This window comes from Bacteroides sp. 3_2_5, from assembly GCF_000159855.2.
GTDB lineage: Bacteria > Bacteroidota > Bacteroidia > Bacteroidales > Bacteroidaceae > Bacteroides > Bacteroides fragilis.
The window spans coordinates 307,544-327,226 of sequence record NZ_JH636043.1; the positions used below are offsets into that span (position 1 = coordinate 307,544).

At 44.8% G+C, this 19,683-nt stretch carries 21 protein-coding genes and 1 tRNA gene; 7 read left to right on the top strand and 15 right to left on the bottom strand.

The genetic code is table 11. The annotated features are described in order from the left end of the window. Positions 1 to 71: 71 nt before the first annotated feature. The 3 genes from cls (at position 72) to BSHG_RS18675 (ending at position 2,721) form a co-directional block, all read left to right on the top strand. A complete protein-coding gene (gene cls, locus BSHG_RS18685) occupies positions 72 to 1,346 on the top strand; it encodes a cardiolipin synthase (RefSeq protein ID WP_005790638.1) in 1,275 nt (424 codons plus the stop codon). Positions 1,347 to 1,411: 65 nt separating this feature from the next. Next, entirely contained in the window at positions 1,412 to 2,206 is a 795-nt protein-coding gene (locus BSHG_RS18680) for a thymidylate synthase (protein ID WP_005790640.1), read from the top strand. 14 nt (positions 2,207 to 2,220) lie between these two features. Next, on the top strand, positions 2,221 to 2,721 hold the full coding sequence (locus BSHG_RS18675) for a dihydrofolate reductase (protein WP_008657472.1): 501 nt from the start codon (positions 2,221 to 2,223) through the stop codon (positions 2,719 to 2,721). Here BSHG_RS18675 and BSHG_RS18670 read toward each other — a convergent pair. Next, a complete protein-coding gene (locus tag BSHG_RS18670) occupies positions 2,718 to 3,194 on the bottom strand; it encodes an Lrp/AsnC family transcriptional regulator (protein ID WP_005790644.1) in 477 nt (158 codons plus the stop codon). The two genes, BSHG_RS18675 and BSHG_RS18670, sit on opposite strands and share 4 nt — an antisense overlap. Positions 3,195 to 3,344: 150 nt before the next feature. Between BSHG_RS18670 and BSHG_RS18665 the strand changes: the two genes are divergently transcribed. Next, positions 3,345 to 4,625, top strand: a complete 1,281-nt coding sequence (locus BSHG_RS18665; RefSeq protein ID WP_008657474.1) for an IgA Peptidase M64 — start codon at positions 3,345 to 3,347, stop codon at positions 4,623 to 4,625. 507 nt (positions 4,626 to 5,132) lie between these two features. On the opposite strand, the gene BSHG_RS18660 is transcribed toward BSHG_RS18665, so the two are convergent. The 9 genes from BSHG_RS18660 to BSHG_RS0220000 all read right to left on the bottom strand — a co-directional run bounded on the left by BSHG_RS18660 (position 5,133) and on the right by BSHG_RS0220000 (position 11,086). Beyond that, positions 5,133 to 5,597, bottom strand: a complete 465-nt coding sequence (locus tag BSHG_RS18660; protein WP_005781259.1) for an ExbD/TolR family protein — start codon at positions 5,595 to 5,597, stop codon at positions 5,133 to 5,135. After that, positions 5,597 to 6,187, bottom strand: coding sequence for an ExbD/TolR family protein (locus BSHG_RS18655; protein WP_005790648.1), 591 nt, complete (start codon positions 6,185 to 6,187; stop codon positions 5,597 to 5,599). The genes BSHG_RS18660 and BSHG_RS18655 overlap by 1 nt, the downstream gene beginning before the upstream one ends. Before the next feature lie 36 nt (positions 6,188 to 6,223). After that, positions 6,224 to 6,694 carry a hypothetical protein gene (locus tag BSHG_RS18650; protein ID WP_005790650.1) on the bottom strand — a complete coding sequence of 157 codons (471 nt, stop codon included), beginning with the start codon at positions 6,692 to 6,694 and terminating at the stop codon, positions 6,224 to 6,226. 6 nt (positions 6,695 to 6,700) lie between these two features. Continuing rightward, positions 6,701 to 7,522 (bottom strand): MotA/TolQ/ExbB proton channel family protein, encoded by an 822-nt coding sequence (locus tag BSHG_RS18645; protein WP_005790652.1) that lies wholly within the window; start codon positions 7,520 to 7,522, stop codon positions 6,701 to 6,703. Positions 7,523 to 7,600: 78 nt separating this feature from the next. Continuing rightward, positions 7,601 to 7,688 (bottom strand) — tRNA-Ser (locus tag BSHG_RS18640). 161 nt (positions 7,689 to 7,849) lie between these two features. Then, positions 7,850 to 8,626 (bottom strand): TatD family hydrolase, encoded by a 777-nt coding sequence (locus BSHG_RS18635; protein ID WP_005817413.1) that lies wholly within the window; start codon positions 8,624 to 8,626, stop codon positions 7,850 to 7,852. Positions 8,627 to 8,629: 3 nt separating this feature from the next. Further along, a complete protein-coding gene (locus BSHG_RS18630) occupies positions 8,630 to 9,340 on the bottom strand; it encodes a hypothetical protein (RefSeq protein WP_005790656.1) in 711 nt (236 codons plus the stop codon). 7 nt (positions 9,341 to 9,347) lie between these two features. Further along, on the bottom strand, positions 9,348 to 10,322 hold the full coding sequence (locus tag BSHG_RS18625) for a polyprenyl synthetase family protein (protein ID WP_005790657.1): 975 nt from the start codon (positions 10,320 to 10,322) through the stop codon (positions 9,348 to 9,350). Positions 10,323 to 10,402: 80 nt separating this feature from the next. Then, positions 10,403 to 11,086 (bottom strand): energy transducer TonB, encoded by a 684-nt coding sequence (locus tag BSHG_RS0220000; protein WP_005790660.1) that lies wholly within the window; start codon positions 11,084 to 11,086, stop codon positions 10,403 to 10,405. Positions 11,087 to 11,241: 155 nt separating this feature from the next. On the opposite strand from BSHG_RS0220000, the gene cmk reads away from it, so the two are divergent. The 3 genes from cmk to pfkA all read left to right on the top strand — a co-directional run bounded on the left by cmk (position 11,242) and on the right by pfkA (position 13,970). Beyond that, positions 11,242 to 11,931 carry a (d)CMP kinase gene (cmk, locus tag BSHG_RS18620; RefSeq protein WP_008769932.1) on the top strand — a complete coding sequence of 230 codons (690 nt, stop codon included), beginning with the start codon at positions 11,242 to 11,244 and terminating at the stop codon, positions 11,929 to 11,931. A gap of 112 nt (positions 11,932 to 12,043) precedes the next feature. Then, positions 12,044 to 12,916 (top strand): 4-hydroxy-3-methylbut-2-enyl diphosphate reductase, encoded by an 873-nt coding sequence (locus tag BSHG_RS18615; protein WP_005797949.1) that lies wholly within the window; start codon positions 12,044 to 12,046, stop codon positions 12,914 to 12,916. A 73-nt stretch (positions 12,917 to 12,989) separates the two neighbouring features. Beyond that, on the top strand, positions 12,990 to 13,970 hold the full coding sequence (pfkA, locus tag BSHG_RS18610) for a 6-phosphofructokinase (protein ID WP_005790668.1): 981 nt from the start codon (positions 12,990 to 12,992) through the stop codon (positions 13,968 to 13,970). A gap of 56 nt (positions 13,971 to 14,026) precedes the next feature. Here the strand turns inward: pfkA and BSHG_RS18605 are convergent, their stop codons facing one another. The 5 genes from BSHG_RS18605 to icd form a co-directional block, all read right to left on the bottom strand. Beyond that, positions 14,027 to 14,896 carry an SDR family NAD(P)-dependent oxidoreductase gene (locus BSHG_RS18605; protein WP_008657483.1) on the bottom strand — a complete coding sequence of 290 codons (870 nt, stop codon included), beginning with the start codon at positions 14,894 to 14,896 and terminating at the stop codon, positions 14,027 to 14,029. Further along, positions 14,896 to 16,128, bottom strand: coding sequence for an NADH:flavin oxidoreductase (locus BSHG_RS18600; RefSeq protein WP_005802351.1), 1,233 nt, complete (start codon positions 16,126 to 16,128; stop codon positions 14,896 to 14,898). The genes BSHG_RS18605 and BSHG_RS18600 overlap by 1 nt, the downstream gene beginning before the upstream one ends. A 14-nt stretch (positions 16,129 to 16,142) precedes the next feature. Beyond that, a complete protein-coding gene (locus BSHG_RS18595) occupies positions 16,143 to 16,904 on the bottom strand; it encodes a DUF1295 domain-containing protein (RefSeq protein WP_008657484.1) in 762 nt (253 codons plus the stop codon). Positions 16,905 to 17,109: 205 nt separating this feature from the next. Further along, positions 17,110 to 18,453, bottom strand: coding sequence for a citrate/2-methylcitrate synthase (locus BSHG_RS18590; protein WP_005790680.1), 1,344 nt, complete (start codon positions 18,451 to 18,453; stop codon positions 17,110 to 17,112). Positions 18,454 to 18,465: 12 nt separating this feature from the next. After that, positions 18,466 to 19,656 (bottom strand): NADP-dependent isocitrate dehydrogenase, encoded by a 1,191-nt coding sequence (gene icd, locus BSHG_RS18585; protein WP_008657485.1) that lies wholly within the window; start codon positions 19,654 to 19,656, stop codon positions 18,466 to 18,468. Positions 19,657 to 19,683: the final 27 nt, after the last annotated feature.

The window sequence follows — 19,683 nt, forward strand, 5'->3', positions numbered from 1 at the left end:
TTGACAAAAAGAAGGCAAGAACAGAGATGTTGTATCTTTGTTTCCTTGTAAACTAAATAAAGACTGAGGTTTTGAAATTATACGTTTTAATAATAGCGATCATTCTCTCTATAGGCACTGCCCGAACACAGAATATTGACAGCCTGTTGATGCAGCGGGAGGACACCACACAATTCATCCGAAGCGACTCCCTCGTGTTACAATTTCTGGAATACTCGAATATCCCCATAACCGATAATAATAAGGTGAAACTTATCAAAAGCGGACGGGAAAAATTTGAGGACTTGTTCGAAGCCATCCGTGGGGCAAAACACCACATTCATCTGGAATATTTTAATTTTCGCAATGACTCCATAGCCAATGCACTGTTCGACCTGCTGGGCGAAAAAGTGAAGGAAGGTGTCAAAGTAAGGGCGATGTTCGATGCATTCGGTAACTGGTCGAACAACAAACCACTCAAGAAAAGACATCTGAAAGCAATCCGGGAGAAAGGAATCGAAATCGTAAAATTCGATCCGTTCAAATTCCCGTATATCAATCATGCGGCTCACCGCGACCATCGGAAGATTGCAGTCATCGACGGCAAAATAGGATATACCGGCGGAATGAATATTGCCGACTATTATATCAACGGACTCCCCAAGATAGGCACCTGGCGCGATATGCATATCCGCATTGAAGGCGATGCGGTAAACATCCTTCAAGAAATCTTCCTCGACATCTGGAATAAAACCACCAAGCAAAACATCGTGGGCGAAGAATATTTTCCGAACCACCCGGAGCGGGCCGACAGCTGCAATACGGTCATTTCGATTGTAGACCGCACTCCGAAACGGAATTCCCGCATGTTGAGCCATACGTATGCCATGTCCATCTATGCAGCGCAACATGATGTACGCATCGTGAACCCGTATTTCGTACCGACTTCATCCATCCGCAAGGCACTCAAAAGGGCTTTGAACCGGGGGACGAAAGTGGAAATTATGATTTCTTCCAAATCCGACATCCCTTTCACACCGGATGCTTCGCTCTATGCCGTACAGAAACTGATGAAAAAAGGGGCAATGATCTATTTGTACAACGGCGGATTTCATCACTCGAAAATCATGATGGTGGACGACCTGTTCTGTACCGTGGGTACAGCCAACCTGAACAGCCGCAGCCTGCGATATGATTACGAAACGAATGCGTTCATCTTCGACAAGGACATTACGCAGCAACTGAATGACGTTTTCGAAGCCGACATGCTGCACTGCACCCGCCTGACCCCGGAAATGTGGAAACAAAAATCAGCCTGGAAGAAGTTTAAGTGCTGGTTTGCGAACTTATTCACACCATTCCTGTAAGTTATTCAGGCTGTTTTTGTAACTTTGGCAGGAATTTTTAGTAACCCAAGAAGTATACCATTCGTATGAAACAATATTTAGACCTGCTCGACCGAGTGTTGACGGAGGGAATAGAAAAAGGTGACCGCACCGGAACGGGAACCATCAGTGTCTTCGGACACCAGATGCGTTTCAACCTGGACGAGGGATTCCCTTGCCTGACTACCAAGAAACTTCATCTGAAATCAATCATTTACGAACTACTGTGGTTCCTCAAAGGAGACACGAATGTGAAATATTTGCAGGACCACGGCGTACGCATCTGGAACGAATGGGCGGACGAAACAGGAGATCTGGGACATATATATGGATACCAGTGGCGTTCGTGGCCAACCTACAACGGAGGATTTATCGACCAGATCAGCGAAGCTGTAGATGCCATCAAGCACAATCCCGATTCACGCCGCATCATTGTCAGTGCATGGAATGTAGGAGACCTGGATCACATGAACCTCCCTCCTTGCCACGCATTCTTCCAGTTTTACGTAGCAAACGGACGGCTGAGCCTGCAACTCTATCAACGCAGCGCCGATATCTTCCTGGGGGTACCTTTCAATATAGCATCTTATGCATTGCTGCTGCAGATGATGGCGCAAGTCACCGGTCTGCAGGCAGGAGACTTTATCCACACACTGGGCGACGCACATATCTACCTGAACCACCTGGAACAGGTGAAACTCCAGCTCAGCCGGGAACCGCGCCCACTACCACAAATGAAGATCAATCCGGACGTGAAAAACATCTTCGACTTCCAATTCGAGGACTTTGAATTAGTAAATTATGATCCGCACCCGCACATCGCTGGAAAAGTTGCGGTATAATCCCCCATCGGACTATGAGTAGAATCAGCATTATCGCCGCCGTAGACAGCCGGATGGCTATCGGCTTTCAAAATAAACTTTTATTCAGGCTGCCCAATGACCTGAAACGTTTCAAGGCGTTGACCACAGGAAACACAATCATCATGGGACGCAAAACGTTCGAATCACTCCCGAAAGGGGCATTACCCAATCGCCGGAATGTGGTCCTTTCTTCCAATCCGGCAGCCGAATGTCCGGGAGCAGAAGTATTCACTTCGCTGGAAGCCGCTTTGGAAAGCTGCCAAGCCGAAGAAAAAGTATACATCATCGGAGGGGCAAGCGTCTATCGCCAGACCATATCCCTGGCCGACGAGCTGTGCCTGACCGAAGTAAATGATACAGCGCCGGAAGCCGATGCCTTCTTCCCGGCTGTAGACACAACTATATGGCACGAAAAAAGCAGAGAAGTTCATCCTGCCGATGAAAAACATCTCTGCTCGTATGCTTTTGTAGATTACGTACGGGGAATCGATTAATCCTCGTCCGTATCTACCATAATCGGCATCTGCCGCTTGATGGCTTCATGGAATGAAATCAGCGTCTCGGTGCGAGCCAATCCCAACGGCTGGAGTTTATCATGAATCACACTCAAAAGATGGTGATTGTTCCTTGCGTATATCTTGATAAACATATCATATTTCCCGGTAGTGAAATGACATTCCACCACTTCCGGTATTGCTTCCAAAGCCTTGGTTACAGAATCAAACGACTCAGGATCTTTCAGATAAATCCCAATATAAGCACATGTCTCGTACCCGATCTTCTCCGGGTCGATGACATACTCCGAACCTTTCAATATACCCAGATTAGTCAACTTCTGTATGCGTTGATGAATAGCCGCACCCGAAACATTGCACGCTCTTGCCACTTCCAGAAACGGAATGCGGGCGTTGTCGGCAATCAACTTCAGAATCTGCTCGTCTAAAGTATCTAATTGATGATGTCCCATTTTAAATCAATTTGTTTTAATATATCAATGTCTTATGCAAAGTTAGCTATTTCCCCGGCAATAAATACTATAGTTTATTACTTTTATTTGTAGAAATAGAATAAATCGGCAATAGTTAGTACCTTTGTAAAAACAATAAATTCACACGATATGAAGCTGATATTAACCCTATTCACCTGTCTTTTCGTGACAGGATGTGCATACGCACAAAATTTCTCGGACTACTTCACGAACAAAACCCTACGCATCGATTATCTATTTACGGGGAATGCGGACAAGCAGTCGATCTGTCTTGACGAACTTTCGGAACTGCCCGTATGGGCAGGCAGACGCCATCATCTGTCGGAATTGCCTTTGGAAGGAAACGGACAGATTGTGATGCGCGATGTGGCAAGTGGAAAAGTAATTTATACGACTTCGTTTTCTTCGCTCTTCCAGGAATGGCTCGAGACAGATGAAGCCAAAGAGGTCACTAAAGGATTTGAGAATACTTATCTCCTCCCCTATCCCATAAAGCCGGCCGAGGTAGAAATCACATTACGCAATAACAAACGCGAAGTCAGTGCCAACCTGAAACACGTCGTTAAGCCCGACGACATTCTGATACACAAAAAAGGGCTCACACACATCACTCCGCACAAGTATCTGCTGAAAAGTGGAAATGAAGAACAATGTATCGATGTAGCCATCCTGGCAGAAGGGTATACCACAAGTGAAATGGAAACTTTCTATAAAGATGCCGCCATCGCATGCGAAGCCCTGTTCTCACACGAACCGTTTCAGTCGATGAAGAATCGCTTCAACATCGTGGCTGTGGCCAGTCCTTCGGCAGACAGTGGGGTCAGCGCTCCCAAACAGGGAGCATGGAAGCACACGGCCTTCGGCTCCCACTTCGATACATTCTATTCCGACCGCTATCTGACTACCAGCCGGGTAAAAGCAATAAACGACGCATTGGCAGGCATCCCTTATGAACATATCATTATCTTAGCCAATACGGAACAATACGGTGGGGGCGGCATCTACAATGCTTTCACACTGACCACCGCACACCATCCCAATTTCCGTCCGGTAGTGGTACATGAGTTCGGTCATAGTTTTGGTGGCTTGGCCGACGAATATTTTTATGATGAAAACGTCATGAACGGACTCTATCCTCTCAACATTGAACCATGGGAGCAGAACATTACCACCCGCATCAACTTTGCCTCTAAATGGGAAGATATGCTCACCAAAGCTACTCCTGTTCCGACTCCGGTAGCAGATAAGGACAAATATCCCATAGGCGTATACGAAGGAGGAGGCTACTCAGCCAAAGGTATTTATCGCCCGGCATTCGACTGCCGCATGCGTACCAACGAATATCCTACCTTCTGTCCGGTTTGCCAAAGAGCTATCCAACGGATCATAGAGTTTTACACAGGTAAATAACCTGAACTTAATATAGGAGTAGTGATGGAACTATCGTCTTGCACGCTAGCCAAACAGAATTAGAGAACCAACTTCCAACCGTTCAACAGGTGTATTGAACTTTAGCCCCTAAGACCGTAAGCCTGATCACTACTCCTATATTATTTACTGTTCATTCGCCTCTACAATGCCTCCACTTTCCTTATTCCGGCTATCCATCATTTCAATCCACCACCTGGCAATAATCCTCCCCTGCGTAATCCAATCGCACCAAGAACAGTAAACCGCTCTTCCTCTGAATCCATACAGATATTGTATACACAACTCTGAATAAAGCCTACGAATGAGATGATTCTACAAATACATGGCTCTACGAATAATATAGTTTCTATAAATACATAGCTCTACGAATGGTATAGTCCCTACGAATAACACAGCACTACGAGAACCTCTGCAGCCCCCAAACAAACCCATAAAAAAAAGCCGTCTGATTATCCTCAGACGGCTTTTTCTATGTGTAGAGTCAACTTATTCGCGAGCTCTCGCAGAATAGTTAATTTTCAGTGCATAAGCTTGACGAAGAGCCTGTTTAATATCGGTAACGATACCCATCTTAGTATCCTGGTCAATTTTCAAAGACACAGTCATAAAGGGTTGGTCTTCCTCTTTCATACTTGAGCGCTCGTTAGTCACGTAAGCCTGAATCTCGTCAACTTCAGCATAAGCATCATTCAACTGGATACGGCTTTCAGACCCCAGTTTTTTACGAAATTCTGCTGTCGGTTTACCTACGTAGATAAACGTAACCAAAGATTTCTTTTCAAGCTTTTCCAACTCAGTACCTTGCGGAATCTTAAACTCAACCTTCAATGAAACTTCACGCATTGTTGTTACAATCATAAAGAAGAACAACAATGTAAAGATCAAGTCAGGCAGTGAAGAAGTATTCAGCGTAGGCATCCCGCGCTTACCTGTTTTATTAAATTTTCCCATTAATTATTCTTTTTTACTCCTTTAGGTTCAGCCTCAGATATCTTCTGAGGAAAAATATCACGAATAGCCTTCTGCTGATCTTCATTTAAATCAGCATAATTCTTCTGCCACTTTTCCTGAGCCAATTCATCTCTTAACTCGTTATAAGCAGCAACCAGCTCATTCTGAACATCAAAATAGGCCTGATAAGAAGATCCACGGTCACTCTGCAAAGAGATTACATGATTCTCCGTAACCATGACATTACCAAAGAAAGGCACATCTTTAGCGTGTTTTTCCGGTAATTTTTCATCGTTATATGGATTGGCAATGAACTCTTTGGCTTTTTCTCTCAATTGCTTCACATCAACAATTTCGCCACCGCACATCAGCTGATTCTGAAAGTTCAGAAAAATCTGCAAAACGTTACGGTCCTTAACAACTACGTCATTATCAACCTGATCCTTTTCAGGAGGTGGGGGCAACTGTCTTGCCAAACCACGGTCAGTATCCATAGATGTCGTAATCAAGAAGAAGATAAGCAATAAGAAAGCAATATCCGCTGTTGAACTTGAATTAATCTCAGGAACTTTTCTATTTCCTTTTGCCATTGTAGTTACTGTATTTTATTGAGTTTCCTCAATTAGTTATGATAATTTCTTTTTGATACTACTTCCGATGATAGCAAGAACTGTTACCAACATTAAGAAATAGATACTATAAAGGAACATATCAGTCAGTTTTAACCAGAAAGGAACATTATCCGTTCCCTCATATCCTTGAATGGTCAGTGTTTCACCACTACCCATAGACCATGCTACGACCAATACAAGAACCAGAAGAATAAGTCCGAGCAATGATCTGATAGCACCTTTAGGGTTATCTTTCAAAGCAGAACCGAACTGGAAGATAGCAGCAACCACAGTTGCAACTACAGCAATGCCAAACAGACCATACATCAAGTACAGTAAGGCATCTGTGTTTGCGGGATTATCCATGTCGTATACAATTGGAGTTTCCATTTGTCCACCGAAGTAGAACAAGCCCAATACGATCACGATAAGAGCAAACATCGCGTACAGTACGTAATACGATACTTTATATGTTAACTTACTCATCTCAGATTATTTTTTGTATTTCAAGTTATATTTGATTACCATGTCAAGCAAAGAGATAGAAGAATCTTCCATTTCGCTTGTAAGAGCTTCGATTTTAGCAAGGATGTAGTTATAGAATACCTGAAGGATCAAAGCTACAACCAAACCGAAGATAGTAGTAATCAAGGCAACCTTCATACCACCGGCAACAACTGTCGGAGAGATATCACCCTGCTGCTGAATCTTATCGAACGCCATAACCATACCTACTACAGTACCCAAGAATCCTAATGACGGAGCCATTGCGATAAACAGTGTGATCCAAGAACATCCTTTTTCAAGGTAACCGGCCTGAACACCACCATAAGATACTACTGATTTTTCAACAACATCGATACCCTGGTCGATTCTCATCAAACCCTGATAGTAGATAGAAGCAACAGGACCTCTTGTGTTACGAGCGATGTCTTTTGCAGCTTCAACATCACCTTTTTCCAGAGCTGCTTCGATAGAAGACATAAATTTCTTAGTGTTGATTTCAGCCAAGCTCAAGTAAATGATACGTTCAATACAGAAAGCCAAACCAATAACCAATGCGATAGCAACCAAACTCATGAAAGATGCAGTACCTTCGATGAATTTTACTTTAATTTCTTTGTGGATACCACCTTCTTCAGCGCCTGCAAGAGGAGCAGAAGCTTCAGCAGCCTCAGCTACAGCATCAGCAACCGGTTTGTCTGCTGCAGGAGCAGCTTGTTCGGTAGCAGCAGCATCCTGAGCCTGAACGAGTTGAGTTGAGCCAAATGTTAAGACTCCCATCACAGCAACAATTGCAAATAACTTTTTCATTGTGTGTCTAATTTTTAAGATTAATTAATTAAATTATTATTATTGTATTTACTTATCGTCTCTTGTTTATACTTCCTGCGGAGAGAGCGGGATTCGAACCCGCGATACACTTTTGGCGTATACACGCTTTCCAGGCGTGCCTCTTCAACCACTCGAGCATCTCTCCAATTGGCGCTTTCTTCAAATCGGGTGCAAATTACAAAAAAAATGCGAACCACAAGCGTTTTCAGCTACAAATGTATTCTTTTTTTTCTTCTTCTGCAGCATTATCCTTCTTTTATCTTTAATAAATCAACTAAATTAATAAAATTTAAAATCTTGTGGAGCTTATTTGAGCATTCCAAACACTTTTAATGCGCTAACAGCGGTCAATTCCGCAACTTTTTCCGGATCTTCGTTATATATTTCGGCAACTTTTATTAATGTATCTTTCACATTCGCACTCTCATTTCTCTTTCCACGATTAGGAACCGGAGTGAGGTAAGGCGAATCGGTTTCCAATACGATACGTTCCAACGGAACAGACTTCAATGTCTCCGGCAACGTTGACTTTTTGAAAGTCACCACACCGTTTATACCGATCTTAAATCCCGGAAACTCCATCATCCGGGCAGCTTCACCGGGAGTTCCCGTAAAACTATGAAAGATTCCGGTCAGTCCACTATTTTTATAAGGTTGCAATACCTTATATATATAATCGAAAGCTTCGCGGCAATGAATCACTATGGGCAATTGATAATGAAGGGCCCATTGCACTTGTTTTTCAAAAGCAATCAACTGTTCTTTCAGCCAGGTTTTATCCCAGTAAAGATCGATTCCAATCTCGCCCACAGCAACGAACCGGCCGGAAGTTTCCAGATTTGCGGCAACGATTTCAAGCTCTTTTTCATAGGACTCGTTCACGGAGGTAGGGTGCAATCCGATCATCGGAAAGCAAAAGTCCCGATAGGTATCACAAACCGACAGCATGGGTTCAATCGTCGTACTATCTATGTTAGGCATAAAGATATGCGTCACACCGGCAGCACGGGCACGTTCCATAACGAAAGGTAAATCTTCGGCAAACTCTTCCAGAAAAAGATGGGAATGTGAATCGACAAGCATATTTTAAAGAATCTCCTTATTCTGTTTTTCTCCGGTCCGATAATAATAAATCAGACCATAATCACGACATTTTTCCAAGCGTTTCTCATTGGGCGATACATCCTGGAATTTGGCTTCCACCTGATTCCAGATATCCAGAATCAGCCGGTCGGCTTGCACACGCATGGATGCAAGTTGCTCTAAACTACGATTGGTGAGAGACTGAAGGCTTTTCTGTTTTTCATATCCTTCCATGAATATATCATAATGCACTTTCACTTTAGCAATCGTAGGGTTATAAATCGGAATACCGCCTTGAGAGGTGCGTTTCCGCTCCCCTTCTATAATTTTTTGTCCCCACTCGGCCAGAGACGCTTCACTACTTAAATCGGGTACACTGAAATTATCTACGGGCAAGCCATACAAAGCCTTATGAGATTCTTTGATTTCCATACGAATCACAGCCAAATTCAAGACTTGTATGAAGTGAGAAATATAAAGCCGGGCCGTTTTTACATTCGCCTGGTGTTTCTTACTGTTCCTGCTTTGCTCTCCGTAACAGTGTACATAATAAGAATGCGCCGTTTCAAATTTAGACAGAAATATACGGGCTTCTCCCAATGTCTTGAGTGAAACAGGCAAATCATAGACATCACACATATCGCCCTTCACGACCGCTGTTTTCAGCGCCCGTATCCTGGCTTGATCTGTATTTGGCAAACGTCTATAGGGCATCTCGATATTACATCTCGCGGTACATTAAATGCTTCATCAACTTTTTCAGCTCACTCTTCTTATCCTCAATGACAGACACGGCGCCCAGGCTTGTCATCGCACGAGTGTAATACTCACGCATCTTGTTTTCGCAAACAGCCTTGATGCCAATCTGAGTGTACAATTCGGTCACAGCACTGATTTTTTCTTCGGGACAGAATGAAGTTGCACTTAACCAATGATTTAATCCCTCCAACTGATCCCGGTCGGCACGTTCCAGTGCTTTAATCAGCATATACGTCTTTTTATTGCATAGAATGTCTCCACCGATATTTTTACCAAACACAGCAGGATCACCATATACATCCAGCAAATCATCCTGCAATTGAAAGGCTACTCCGATCTGCATGCCAAAATCATACAGATTTTCGGCATCCTCAGGAGAAGCTCCACCTAAAATAGCTCCGATTTTCAAACTGGCAGCCAACAAAACCGCCGTTTTCAAACGGATCATTTCCAGATACTCCTCTTCCTTTACATCCTCACGGGACTCAAAATTCATATCCATTTGCTGCCCCTCACAAATTTCAAGTGCTGTCAGGCTGAACAAATCCATCACTTCTTTGAGGTGTTCCGATGAACTGGCAGCCATATACTGATAGGCCAGCACCAGCATAGCGTCTCCTGACAAAATCGCAGTATTGTCATTCCATACTTTATGGACAGTTGTCTTGCCGCGGCGCATATCAGCCCGATCCATCAAATCGTCATGCAAAAGAGTATAGTTATGATAAACTTCAATAGCCGTAGCAGGGTCATAAATAGAGGACACATCCTCCTTGTAGAGGTTGTATGCCATTAGCATAAGAACCGGCCGAATACGTTTCCCTCCCATGGAAAGAACATATTTAATAGGGTCATACAAACCTGCCGGAGTACGTGTAAACTGGATATCTGAAATGTGAGAATTGATCTTATCGAGAAGCTGAAATGCTGTATACATAATAAATAAATTATAAAAAGAGAGATTGAATGAAAAGAGGCTGCTTGGACGGCAGCCTCTCTTCTTATACTATACAATGATTATTGCAGTCTGAATCGTACAGGTAATGTAAACCGACAACGAACCGGTTTACCTCTCTGCATACCCGGCTTCCACTTAGGCATGGTCTTAACCACACGAAGAGCTTCTTTATCAAGGTAGGGGTCAACGCTCTTTACAACTTTAATATCACCTATGCTACCGTCACGTTCAACAACGAACTGGAGGACAACCTGTCCCTGAGTACCGTTTTCCTGAGCGATCGGCGGATATTTGATATTCTTGTACAGGAACTGGAGACAAGCAGGCATACCACCCGGGAATTCAGGTGCATTTTCTACTACTTCAAAAATCTCTTGTTCCGAGGGTTCTTCTTCTTTTACCTCAACCGGTACATATTTTACTTCCACTTTCTGTCCGGTATCCTCTGTTGAAGCAATGGCTGTTTCTTGTACATCAGCCTCGTCATCAACAATCTTCAGGATTTCAGCCTGTTTGGGAACCTCGACAGGAGGTGGGGCCGGTTTTTCTTCCTGTTGTGTAATAGGAATCATTTCCTCTTCAAACTCAATCTGGGCTACCGCCTGGCTTGTATCGATCTTTATATCACGCTCCGTCCATTCGAACGCAACGAATATAAAGGCGAGCACCACCACGTAACCGATCAGCAGCCACTGGGTTTTCTTACCTTCGAGGTCTGCTTTGGGCGATTTTTTTACTTCCATAAAATTAGTATATAAAAATTGGTGTTCTTCTGGTTTTTAAGCTGTTATTGCTTTTGTGGCACAAATATAATGCAGATATTTTAAAAATACAGTATATTTGGCGAAAAAATTTAGATAATACGTTAAAAAAGGGAGTAAACCTGCTGCATAACATAATGAAAAAGATAACAATTGCAATTGATGGCTTTTCCTCGTGCGGGAAAAGCACCATGGCTAAAGATTTAGCCAAAGAAATAGGATACATCTACATCGACAGTGGAGCGATGTATCGTGCCGTTACATTATATAGTATAGAAAATGGCATCTTTCACGGTGATACAATCGATACGGATGAATTAAAACGACGTATCGGCGACATCCACATCTCTTTCCGGATCGATCCGGAGACAGGACGCCCCAACACTTACTTAAATGGAGTGAATGTAGAGAACAAAATCCGCACAATGGAGGTTTCTTCTAAAGTAAGCCCGATCAGTGCACTCGGTTTTGTCCGGGAAGCGATGGTGGCTCAGCAACAGGAAATGGGAAAAGCCAAGGGTATTGTTATGGATGGTCGTGACATCGGGACGACCGTATTTCCGGATGCGGAATTAAAAATATTCGTAACCGCCTCCGCCGAAATCCGTGCCCAACGCCGCTATGACGAATTGAAAGCCAAGGGGCAGGAAACCGGTTTCGAAGAGATACTGGAAAATGTGAAGCAACGTGACCACATCGATCAGACACGTGAAGTCAGCCCATTGAAGAAAGCCGACGATGCTTTGCTATTAGACAACAGCCATCTCACCATCGCCGAGCAAAAAGAGTGGCTGATGGCAGAATATCAGAAAGCGATAAAAGCATAAAAACAAAAGGGTGTAACCATCCGCCTGTTAGGGTGTAGCCATCCTAAAGAAAGGGTGTAGCCATCCGGTCAGTATGGCTACACCCTTTTTTAATCATACATTTGTAATCATTATGGTAAAAGTAGAAATAGATGAAGGTTCCGGTTTTTGCTTTGGAGTGGTCACAGCTATCCATAAAGCCGAAGAGGAACTCGCAAAAGGGGTAACACTCTATTGCCTGGGAGACATTGTACACAACAGCCGTGAAGTGGAACGCCTGAAAGAGATGGGGCTGATTACCATCAATCATGAAGAGTTCAAACAACTCCATAACGCCAAAGTGCTTTTGCGTGCCCATGGCGAACCACCCGAAACCTATATCATTGCCAAAGAAAATAATATCGAAATCATCGATGCCACGTGTCCGGTGGTACTCCGCCTGCAAAAACGAATCAAACAAGAGTATATGCAGGAGGACCTCGACGAAAAACAAATCGTAATTTACGGAAAGAACGGACATGCGGAAGTCTTAGGTTTGGTAGGGCAGACAACCGGCAAAGCTATTGTGATAGAAAAGCTCGACGAGGCTCGCCGGCTGGATTTCAGCAAAAGCATACGCCTGTACTCGCAGACAACCAAATCACTGGATGAATTCTGGGAAATCGTGGAATATATCAAGGAGCACATCTCTCCCGACGTAACTTTTGAGTACTACGATACCATTTGCCGCCAAGTGGCCAACCGTATGCCCAACCTGCGAAAGTTTGCCGCATCACACGATTTGATCTTCTTCGTCAGTGGTAAAAAAAGTTCAAATGGCAAAATGTTATTCGAAGAATGCAAAAAAGTCAACCCGAATTCACATTTGATAGACAGTGCCGACGAAATTGACGACTCTTTACTACCCGGTGTCAATTCTATCGGTGTATGCGGGGCTACATCGACTCCTAAATGGCTGATGGAAGAAATCTCTGAAGCTATAAAGGCACAGATTAAAAGACAATGAATTAACGTTATTTAATCATACAGGGCACTCCTTTTTGTTATCTTTGCAACGTCAATTAAAAAACATGATTGTTATGGGAACAGTTAAGTGTGTTGGTATTTTAACTTCCGGTGGTGATGCACCGGGAATGAACGCTGCTATTCGTGCAGTAACGCGTGCAGCAATCTACAACGGACTGCAAGTAAAAGGTATATATAGAGGATACAGAGGCTTGGTGACAGGAGAGATCAAGGAGTTTAAGAGTCAGAATGTAAGTAACATCATTCAACTGGGAGGAACGATCCTGAAGACAGCACGTTGCAAAGAGTTTACAACTCCCGAAGGACGTAAAATGGCATACGACAATATGGTGAAAGAAGGAATCGATGCCCTTGTAGTGATCGGTGGCGACGGTTCGCTGACCGGAGCACGCATCTTTGCACAAGAGTATGACATTCCATGCATCGGACTTCCGGGAACCATCGACAATGACCTTTACGGCACCGACACGACCATCGGATACGATACGGCGCTGAACACTATTTTGGATGCTGTCGACAAAATCCGTGACACGGCCACTTCTCACGAACGTCTGTTCTTCGTTGAAGTGATGGGACGTGATGCCGGTTTCCTGGCATTGAACGGTGCGATTGCTTCCGGAGCAGAAGCTGCCATCATCCCCGAATTCAGTACAGAAGTCGACCAATTGGAAGAATTTATAAAGAGCGGTTTCCGTAAATCAAAGAACAGCAGTATCGTACTGGTAGCCGAAAGCGAACTCACCGGAGGAGCTATGCATTATGCCGAACGCGTGAAAAACGAATACCCTCAATACGACGTCCGTGTCACCATTTTAGGGCACTTGCAGCGCGGGGGTAGTCCGACGGCACACGACCGTATTTTGGCCAGCCGTCTAGGCGCAGCCGCTATCGACGCTATTATGGAAGATCAACGAAATGTCATGATTGGCATTGAACACGACGAGATTGTATACGTTCCGTTCAGTAAAGCCATCAAGAATGATAAACCTGTCAAGAGAGATCTCGTCAATGTATTGAGAGAACTGTCTATTTGATAGCAGTACAACAGTAATAAGATAAACGGTGGACGGTAAACATACATGTTTATGGTTCACCGTTTATCATTTATCGGCAAGAAGCCCTTTTCCGACAAGATCCGTTCCGTCTCTTCCCATAGCTGTGCCCTTCGGTCAGGACGGGTATATTTTTCCGGTAGAAGACGACAATGATTATTCAAATTAAACGTTGCCGTCCGTCCCTCCACTTCCGCATCGAGCAATAATCCGATTGCAGTAGCTGCTCCCTGGAGGGGAGTACGTATAAAAGGACGGAAAAAAATGTCTGTCAGCGGATCGAACCACTGGTCCATCCGTATGATATTGGTAGACACAATGCCCGGATCGGCCGCATTGACAGTAATCCCGCGTGCCCGAAGACGTTCAGCCAGTTCAATGGTAAAAAGCAACAAAGCAAGCTTGGTATTGCTATAGATAGGAATACGCCAGAAACTTCCCTTTCTCCCCCAAAGAAAAAAATCCGGGAAATCCAGTTTACCGATTGCATAGGTACAAGACACCATATTGACAATGCGGGTTCCCTCTCCCATCAAGGGAAGCAAAAGCCGCGTCAAAAGATAAGGACCTACATAATTTACACTGACCGTCCGCTCTAAACCATCTTCCGTAATGTGCAATCCGGTTTCCATGGTCCCGGCGTTATTCATCAACAAAGCGACAGGAGTCTTTTGCCGTAACATCCGGTCGGCAAAAGCCCTCACCGAAGCCAGTGAAGCAAGGTCGATCTGCCATACCTCTATCTTTTCATTTCCCGTTTCTTTCACCAACTCCCGGCATTTGGTTTCAGCTTTTGACGATGAATAGCAGGCCATAATTACATCATACCCCGCACAAGCCACGGCACGGGTAATCTCCGTTCCCATCCCGCCGTCGGCACCGGTAATAACAGCAAGTTTATGTTCCATCATTTATTCTCCAACTGTTCTATTTCTTTTTTCAGGCAAAGAGGAAGTTCTTCTGTCAGATGCTGATGGCAAGCCATTTCGATCGTGTACATCCTCCCAATGCAATAATTACTATGACCGCAATTACAGCGTGCTTTCTCTTCCCGACGCATCCGATTGACAAACCCCGGTTCGTTGAGTAAAGCACGTGCCATCTGCACGGCTTCGAACCCTTCGTTCAGCACTTCATCTATTTTCTCACGGGAAACAAGTCCGCCGACATAGATCAAAGGAATTTTAATTTCCGAACGAAACTTCAGAGCATCTTCCAGAAAATAGGCTTCTTTGAAAGGAACAGTCGGTATCATCATCCTCCCCGCCAATTTGACGCCGAACTTCAACCACCAACAATCCATATAATGTGTCAGGGTCTTGATAGGCATGGCCCCACGCATGACGTACATAGGGGCTTTACTGACAAATCCTCCGCTCAAAACCAACGCATGAGCCCCCAAAGATTCGAGTCGCCTGGCTACCTCGAGCGTCTCTTCTATTTCCATTCCGCCCCGAAAGCCATCACGCATATTCATCTTCACAAATACTGCCAGATCCTTACCGGCCGCCTTCATCACCTCGTTCATCACCATCGTCATGAAACGCATCCTATTCTCCAACGATCCTCCGTATTCATCTTTCCGGTGATTGGTATAAGGCGACAGAAACTGACTGATCAGATAGCCGTGTCCCGCATGTACCTCGACGGCATCAAAACCGGCTTCGCGAGCCAGGCAGACAGCACGCCCGTAAGCTTTTGCCATCTCCGGCAACTCTTCGCGTTTCATCCCCCGCACCCAAGTAGGCGAATAAATATTGAAACCTGACGAAGCAGAAATTGGGGTAACTCCGCAAATACTCTTATGAGACATATTGCCGCAATGCCCTATCTGTATGCTGGCGGCGGCACCTTCGGCATGAATAGCGGCAGTCACTTCACGCAAACCGGGAATAATTTCCGGACGGAGCCACAATTGCCGTGGAAACGACAGCCCGCTGCGTGTTACCGAAGCATAGGCAATGGTAGTCATTCCCACGCCTCCGGCGGCCACAGAACGATGGTAATCGAGTAACATGGGGGAAGGAGCATTTCCCGGGCACATGCCTTCAAAAGCCGCCGAACGGATGGTACGGTTACGCAAAGTGAGCGGTCCGATGGTAACCGGCGTGAAAAGCTTAGAAGCAGAATGTGTGTTCATAAGTACTGTGTGTTTTAATATAAGAAAGGAAAAATTCGTTTCTTCAATCCGACCTGCGTCCCAAACTCTTCCCGATAGCGATGCCAGATAGCATCTGCTCTCGGAACAAGATTGGCAACAGTCCACCAGGCGAAAATACATCCGGACAAAGACCAAGTGAGAATAGCCCAACCTACCCACTCTACAATTTCACCCAAATAATTGGCAGAGGTCACATACCGATACATGCCTCTTTGAGGAAGGTAATGACGGGTATCTCCGGGAGCACGCAGATGACGGATGACTGAATCCGAATGCCAGTTGATCCCCATTCCGGCAAAAAATAAAAGGGTTCCTATCCAAAAGCAAGGAGTCAGCAACCATCCGGGTGTATAATAGTCCGAGGGAGCAAGATAGAATATCCATTCTCCCTGCATCAGTCCGTTGAGAATATTAAAGATCACTCCCATCAAAAGAATGAGTACCGGCATCTTGCTCTTTCCTTTCATCAGGAAAGGAAAAACAAAAGCCCTTTGGAAGTAATGTAGTTGGAAAAAAAGAAAGAAAGTGAGTTCGACAGGTAAAAAACGTCGGTCGGAATGCCACCACAACCATCCCATAACCAGAAAGACAGGAGCTTCCATCAGAATCCAGGCTATCTTATTATTCACCGAGATTCCCCAGGAACGGCTGCGAAACATGCCATATCCCGCCCTGACAAAATAAAGGGCTATGAATACGACCAAAGCCACCAGGCCCATTACTAAAAGAAGCAGATTAAAGCTTTCTATACTCATATCCAAGATTTTATACAAGGACAAAGTTAAAAGAAAAACTTTAAAGGGACAAATAGTTTACGAAAATAAAGCAAGCGTATCACAAAAGTCTGTTCTACCACAGATTGGCAGACGGTACAAACATAGAACTGACAGCTAATCAATGCCGGTACCGGTCTGTGCAATCTGTAAATCTGCGGTGAACTTCTGACTTCAAGCTTCTCTTTTACCGTTTCTTTAACGGTACATATTGTTCTTCTTCCAACACATTTTTATAAGCCGGACGAATGATACGTTTACCTTCAAAATTCAACTCTTCGTTGCGATGGGCACACCAACCCACGATACGCGCCATGGCAAACAAGGGGGTATAGATTTCCTGCGGCAGGCCAATCATCTCATAAACAAAACCGGAATAAAAATCAACGTTGCTGGATACTGTTTTCCCATTATTCTTAATCTTACCGAAAGTAGCGATAGCACGTTCTTCCAAAAGTTCAAGAAAAGCAAACTCCCGTTCACGACCTTTCTCGTGTGCCAAGTCACGTGCGAGTTCCTTCAGCAACACAGCTCGCGGATCGGAAATGGTATATACGGCATGCCCGATGCCATATATCAATCCGGTCTTATTGTAAACCTCCTTATTCAACATACGGGTAAAGTAAGTATCGATTTCATCTACATTGGTCCAGTCCTGAATATTTTCCTGTAAATGATGGAACATATCGGCTACCTGAATATTGGCTCCTCCGTGAAGCGGGCCTTTCAGCGACCCGATGCCTGCGGCAATGGCCGAGTATGTATCTGTACCGGTAGACGAAGTTACCCGGACAGTAAACGTAGAGTTGTTACCTCCTCCGTGCTCTGCCTGAAGCACCAACAAAAGGTCGAGTGTACGCGCATCCAGCTCGGTATAATCGCGTTTCAGCATATAGAGAAAGTTTTCGGCAATCGACAGATTCTCCTGCGGATGACGAATGTGTAACGAACGCCCGAAGGTGGCATGACGCAACATGTTAAAAGCATAAGCAATAATGGTCGGGAATTTCGAGATCAGATCGATGCTCTGACGCATTAGGTTGTCACGTGAAGTATCATCCGGATTAGGGTCGAAACGATACATCTCGAGTACGCTGCGCGCCAGAATATTCATAATATTGTTTCCTTCAAGTTCAATGATATTCATCTTGGTCTTCTGCTCCAAAGGCATATTATCATTGATCAGCTCGCGAAACGAAGCCAGTTCTTCCTTATCGGGCAAACTGCCGGATAACAGCAGGTAGGCCACCTCTTCAAATCCGAAACGTTTTTCTTTTAAAATGGCGTGGGCTAAATCTTCCAGGTCATATCCACGGTAAAATAACTTTCCCGGGATCGGCTTCAGACCACCTCCGGGGATTCGTTCGTATCCTACGACATTACCAATCTTAGTCAATCCGACCAATACACCTGTACCGTCTTCATTGCGAAGCCCCCGTTTAACGTCAAATTTTGGAAACAATTCGTTATCAATCCGGGTACAATCCTTCATTGCCTCGGAGAGTTTATAAATCAAATATTCTTTTTTCATGTCCTGAAGGTATTAATTTTTAATTCGGTTAATGATTTCCCGGGTAAATTCCGAAGTAGAGAGCGGCTGGCCTTTGTGCATGAAACGTGCCAGGTCATTAGTGGCTTTCCCCTCGGCAAAACTGGCTTCAAGCGCCTCGACGATAAGATCGGCGGGTTCTTGCCAGCCTATATATTCAAGCATCATAACGGCCGAAAGTATCAGTGAACAGGGATTCACCACATTCTTTCCGGCAATATTGGGGGCTGTCCCATGAGTGGCCTCAAAGATGGCGTGTCCGGAATCATAATTGATATTGGCTCCCGGTGCAATACCAATGCCACCTACCATCGCAGCCAGTTGGTCGGAAATATAGTCTCCGTTCAGATTCAGAGTGGCAATGACCGAATATTCTTCAGGAATCAAAAGAGTGTTCTGCAAAAAGGCATCGGCTATACAGTCTTTGATCACCAGTTTACCTGAGGCAAGAGCATCTGCAAACTCCCGCTCAGCCAATTCGTACCCCCACTTCTTAAAACCTCCTTCTGTGAATTTCATGATATTACCTTTGTGCACCAAGGTGACCGAGGGCAATTCATGCTGCAACGCATAACGGCAGGCAGCGCGTACCAGACGCTCCGTCCCCTCACGCGAAACCGGTTTCACACCAAAAGAAGAGGTTTCGGGGAAACGTACTTTACTGACTCCCATCTCTTCGTGCAAGAACCGGTAGAACTTCTTAGCTTCCGGAGTGCCTGCTTCCCATTCGATACCGGCATAGATATCTTCCGTATTCTCACGAAAGATGTACATATTCACCTTTTCGGGCTCTTTGACCGGAGACACCACTCCGCGGAACCAACGTACCGGACGCAGGCAGACATATAAATCGAGTGTCTGGCGCAAAGCCACGTTTAACGAACGTATTCCTCCTCCTACCGGAGTAGTCAACGGTCCTTTGATGCCTATCAGATACTCCTTGAAAACCTCCATCGTTTCGTCCGGCAACCACGAACCGGTAGCCCGGAAAGCACGTTCACCGGCCAGTACTTCTTTCCATTCGATGCGCCGGACACCACCATACGACATGTCTACCGCCGTATCTACTATCGCCTGCATGGCCGGAGTTATTTCCGCTCCTACTCCATCACCCGTTATAAAAGGTATTGTCGGTACATCCGGCACTGACAATACTCCATTTTGCTGTTTGGTAATTTTACTCATCTATTTATCTTTTTATATACTCCTCCA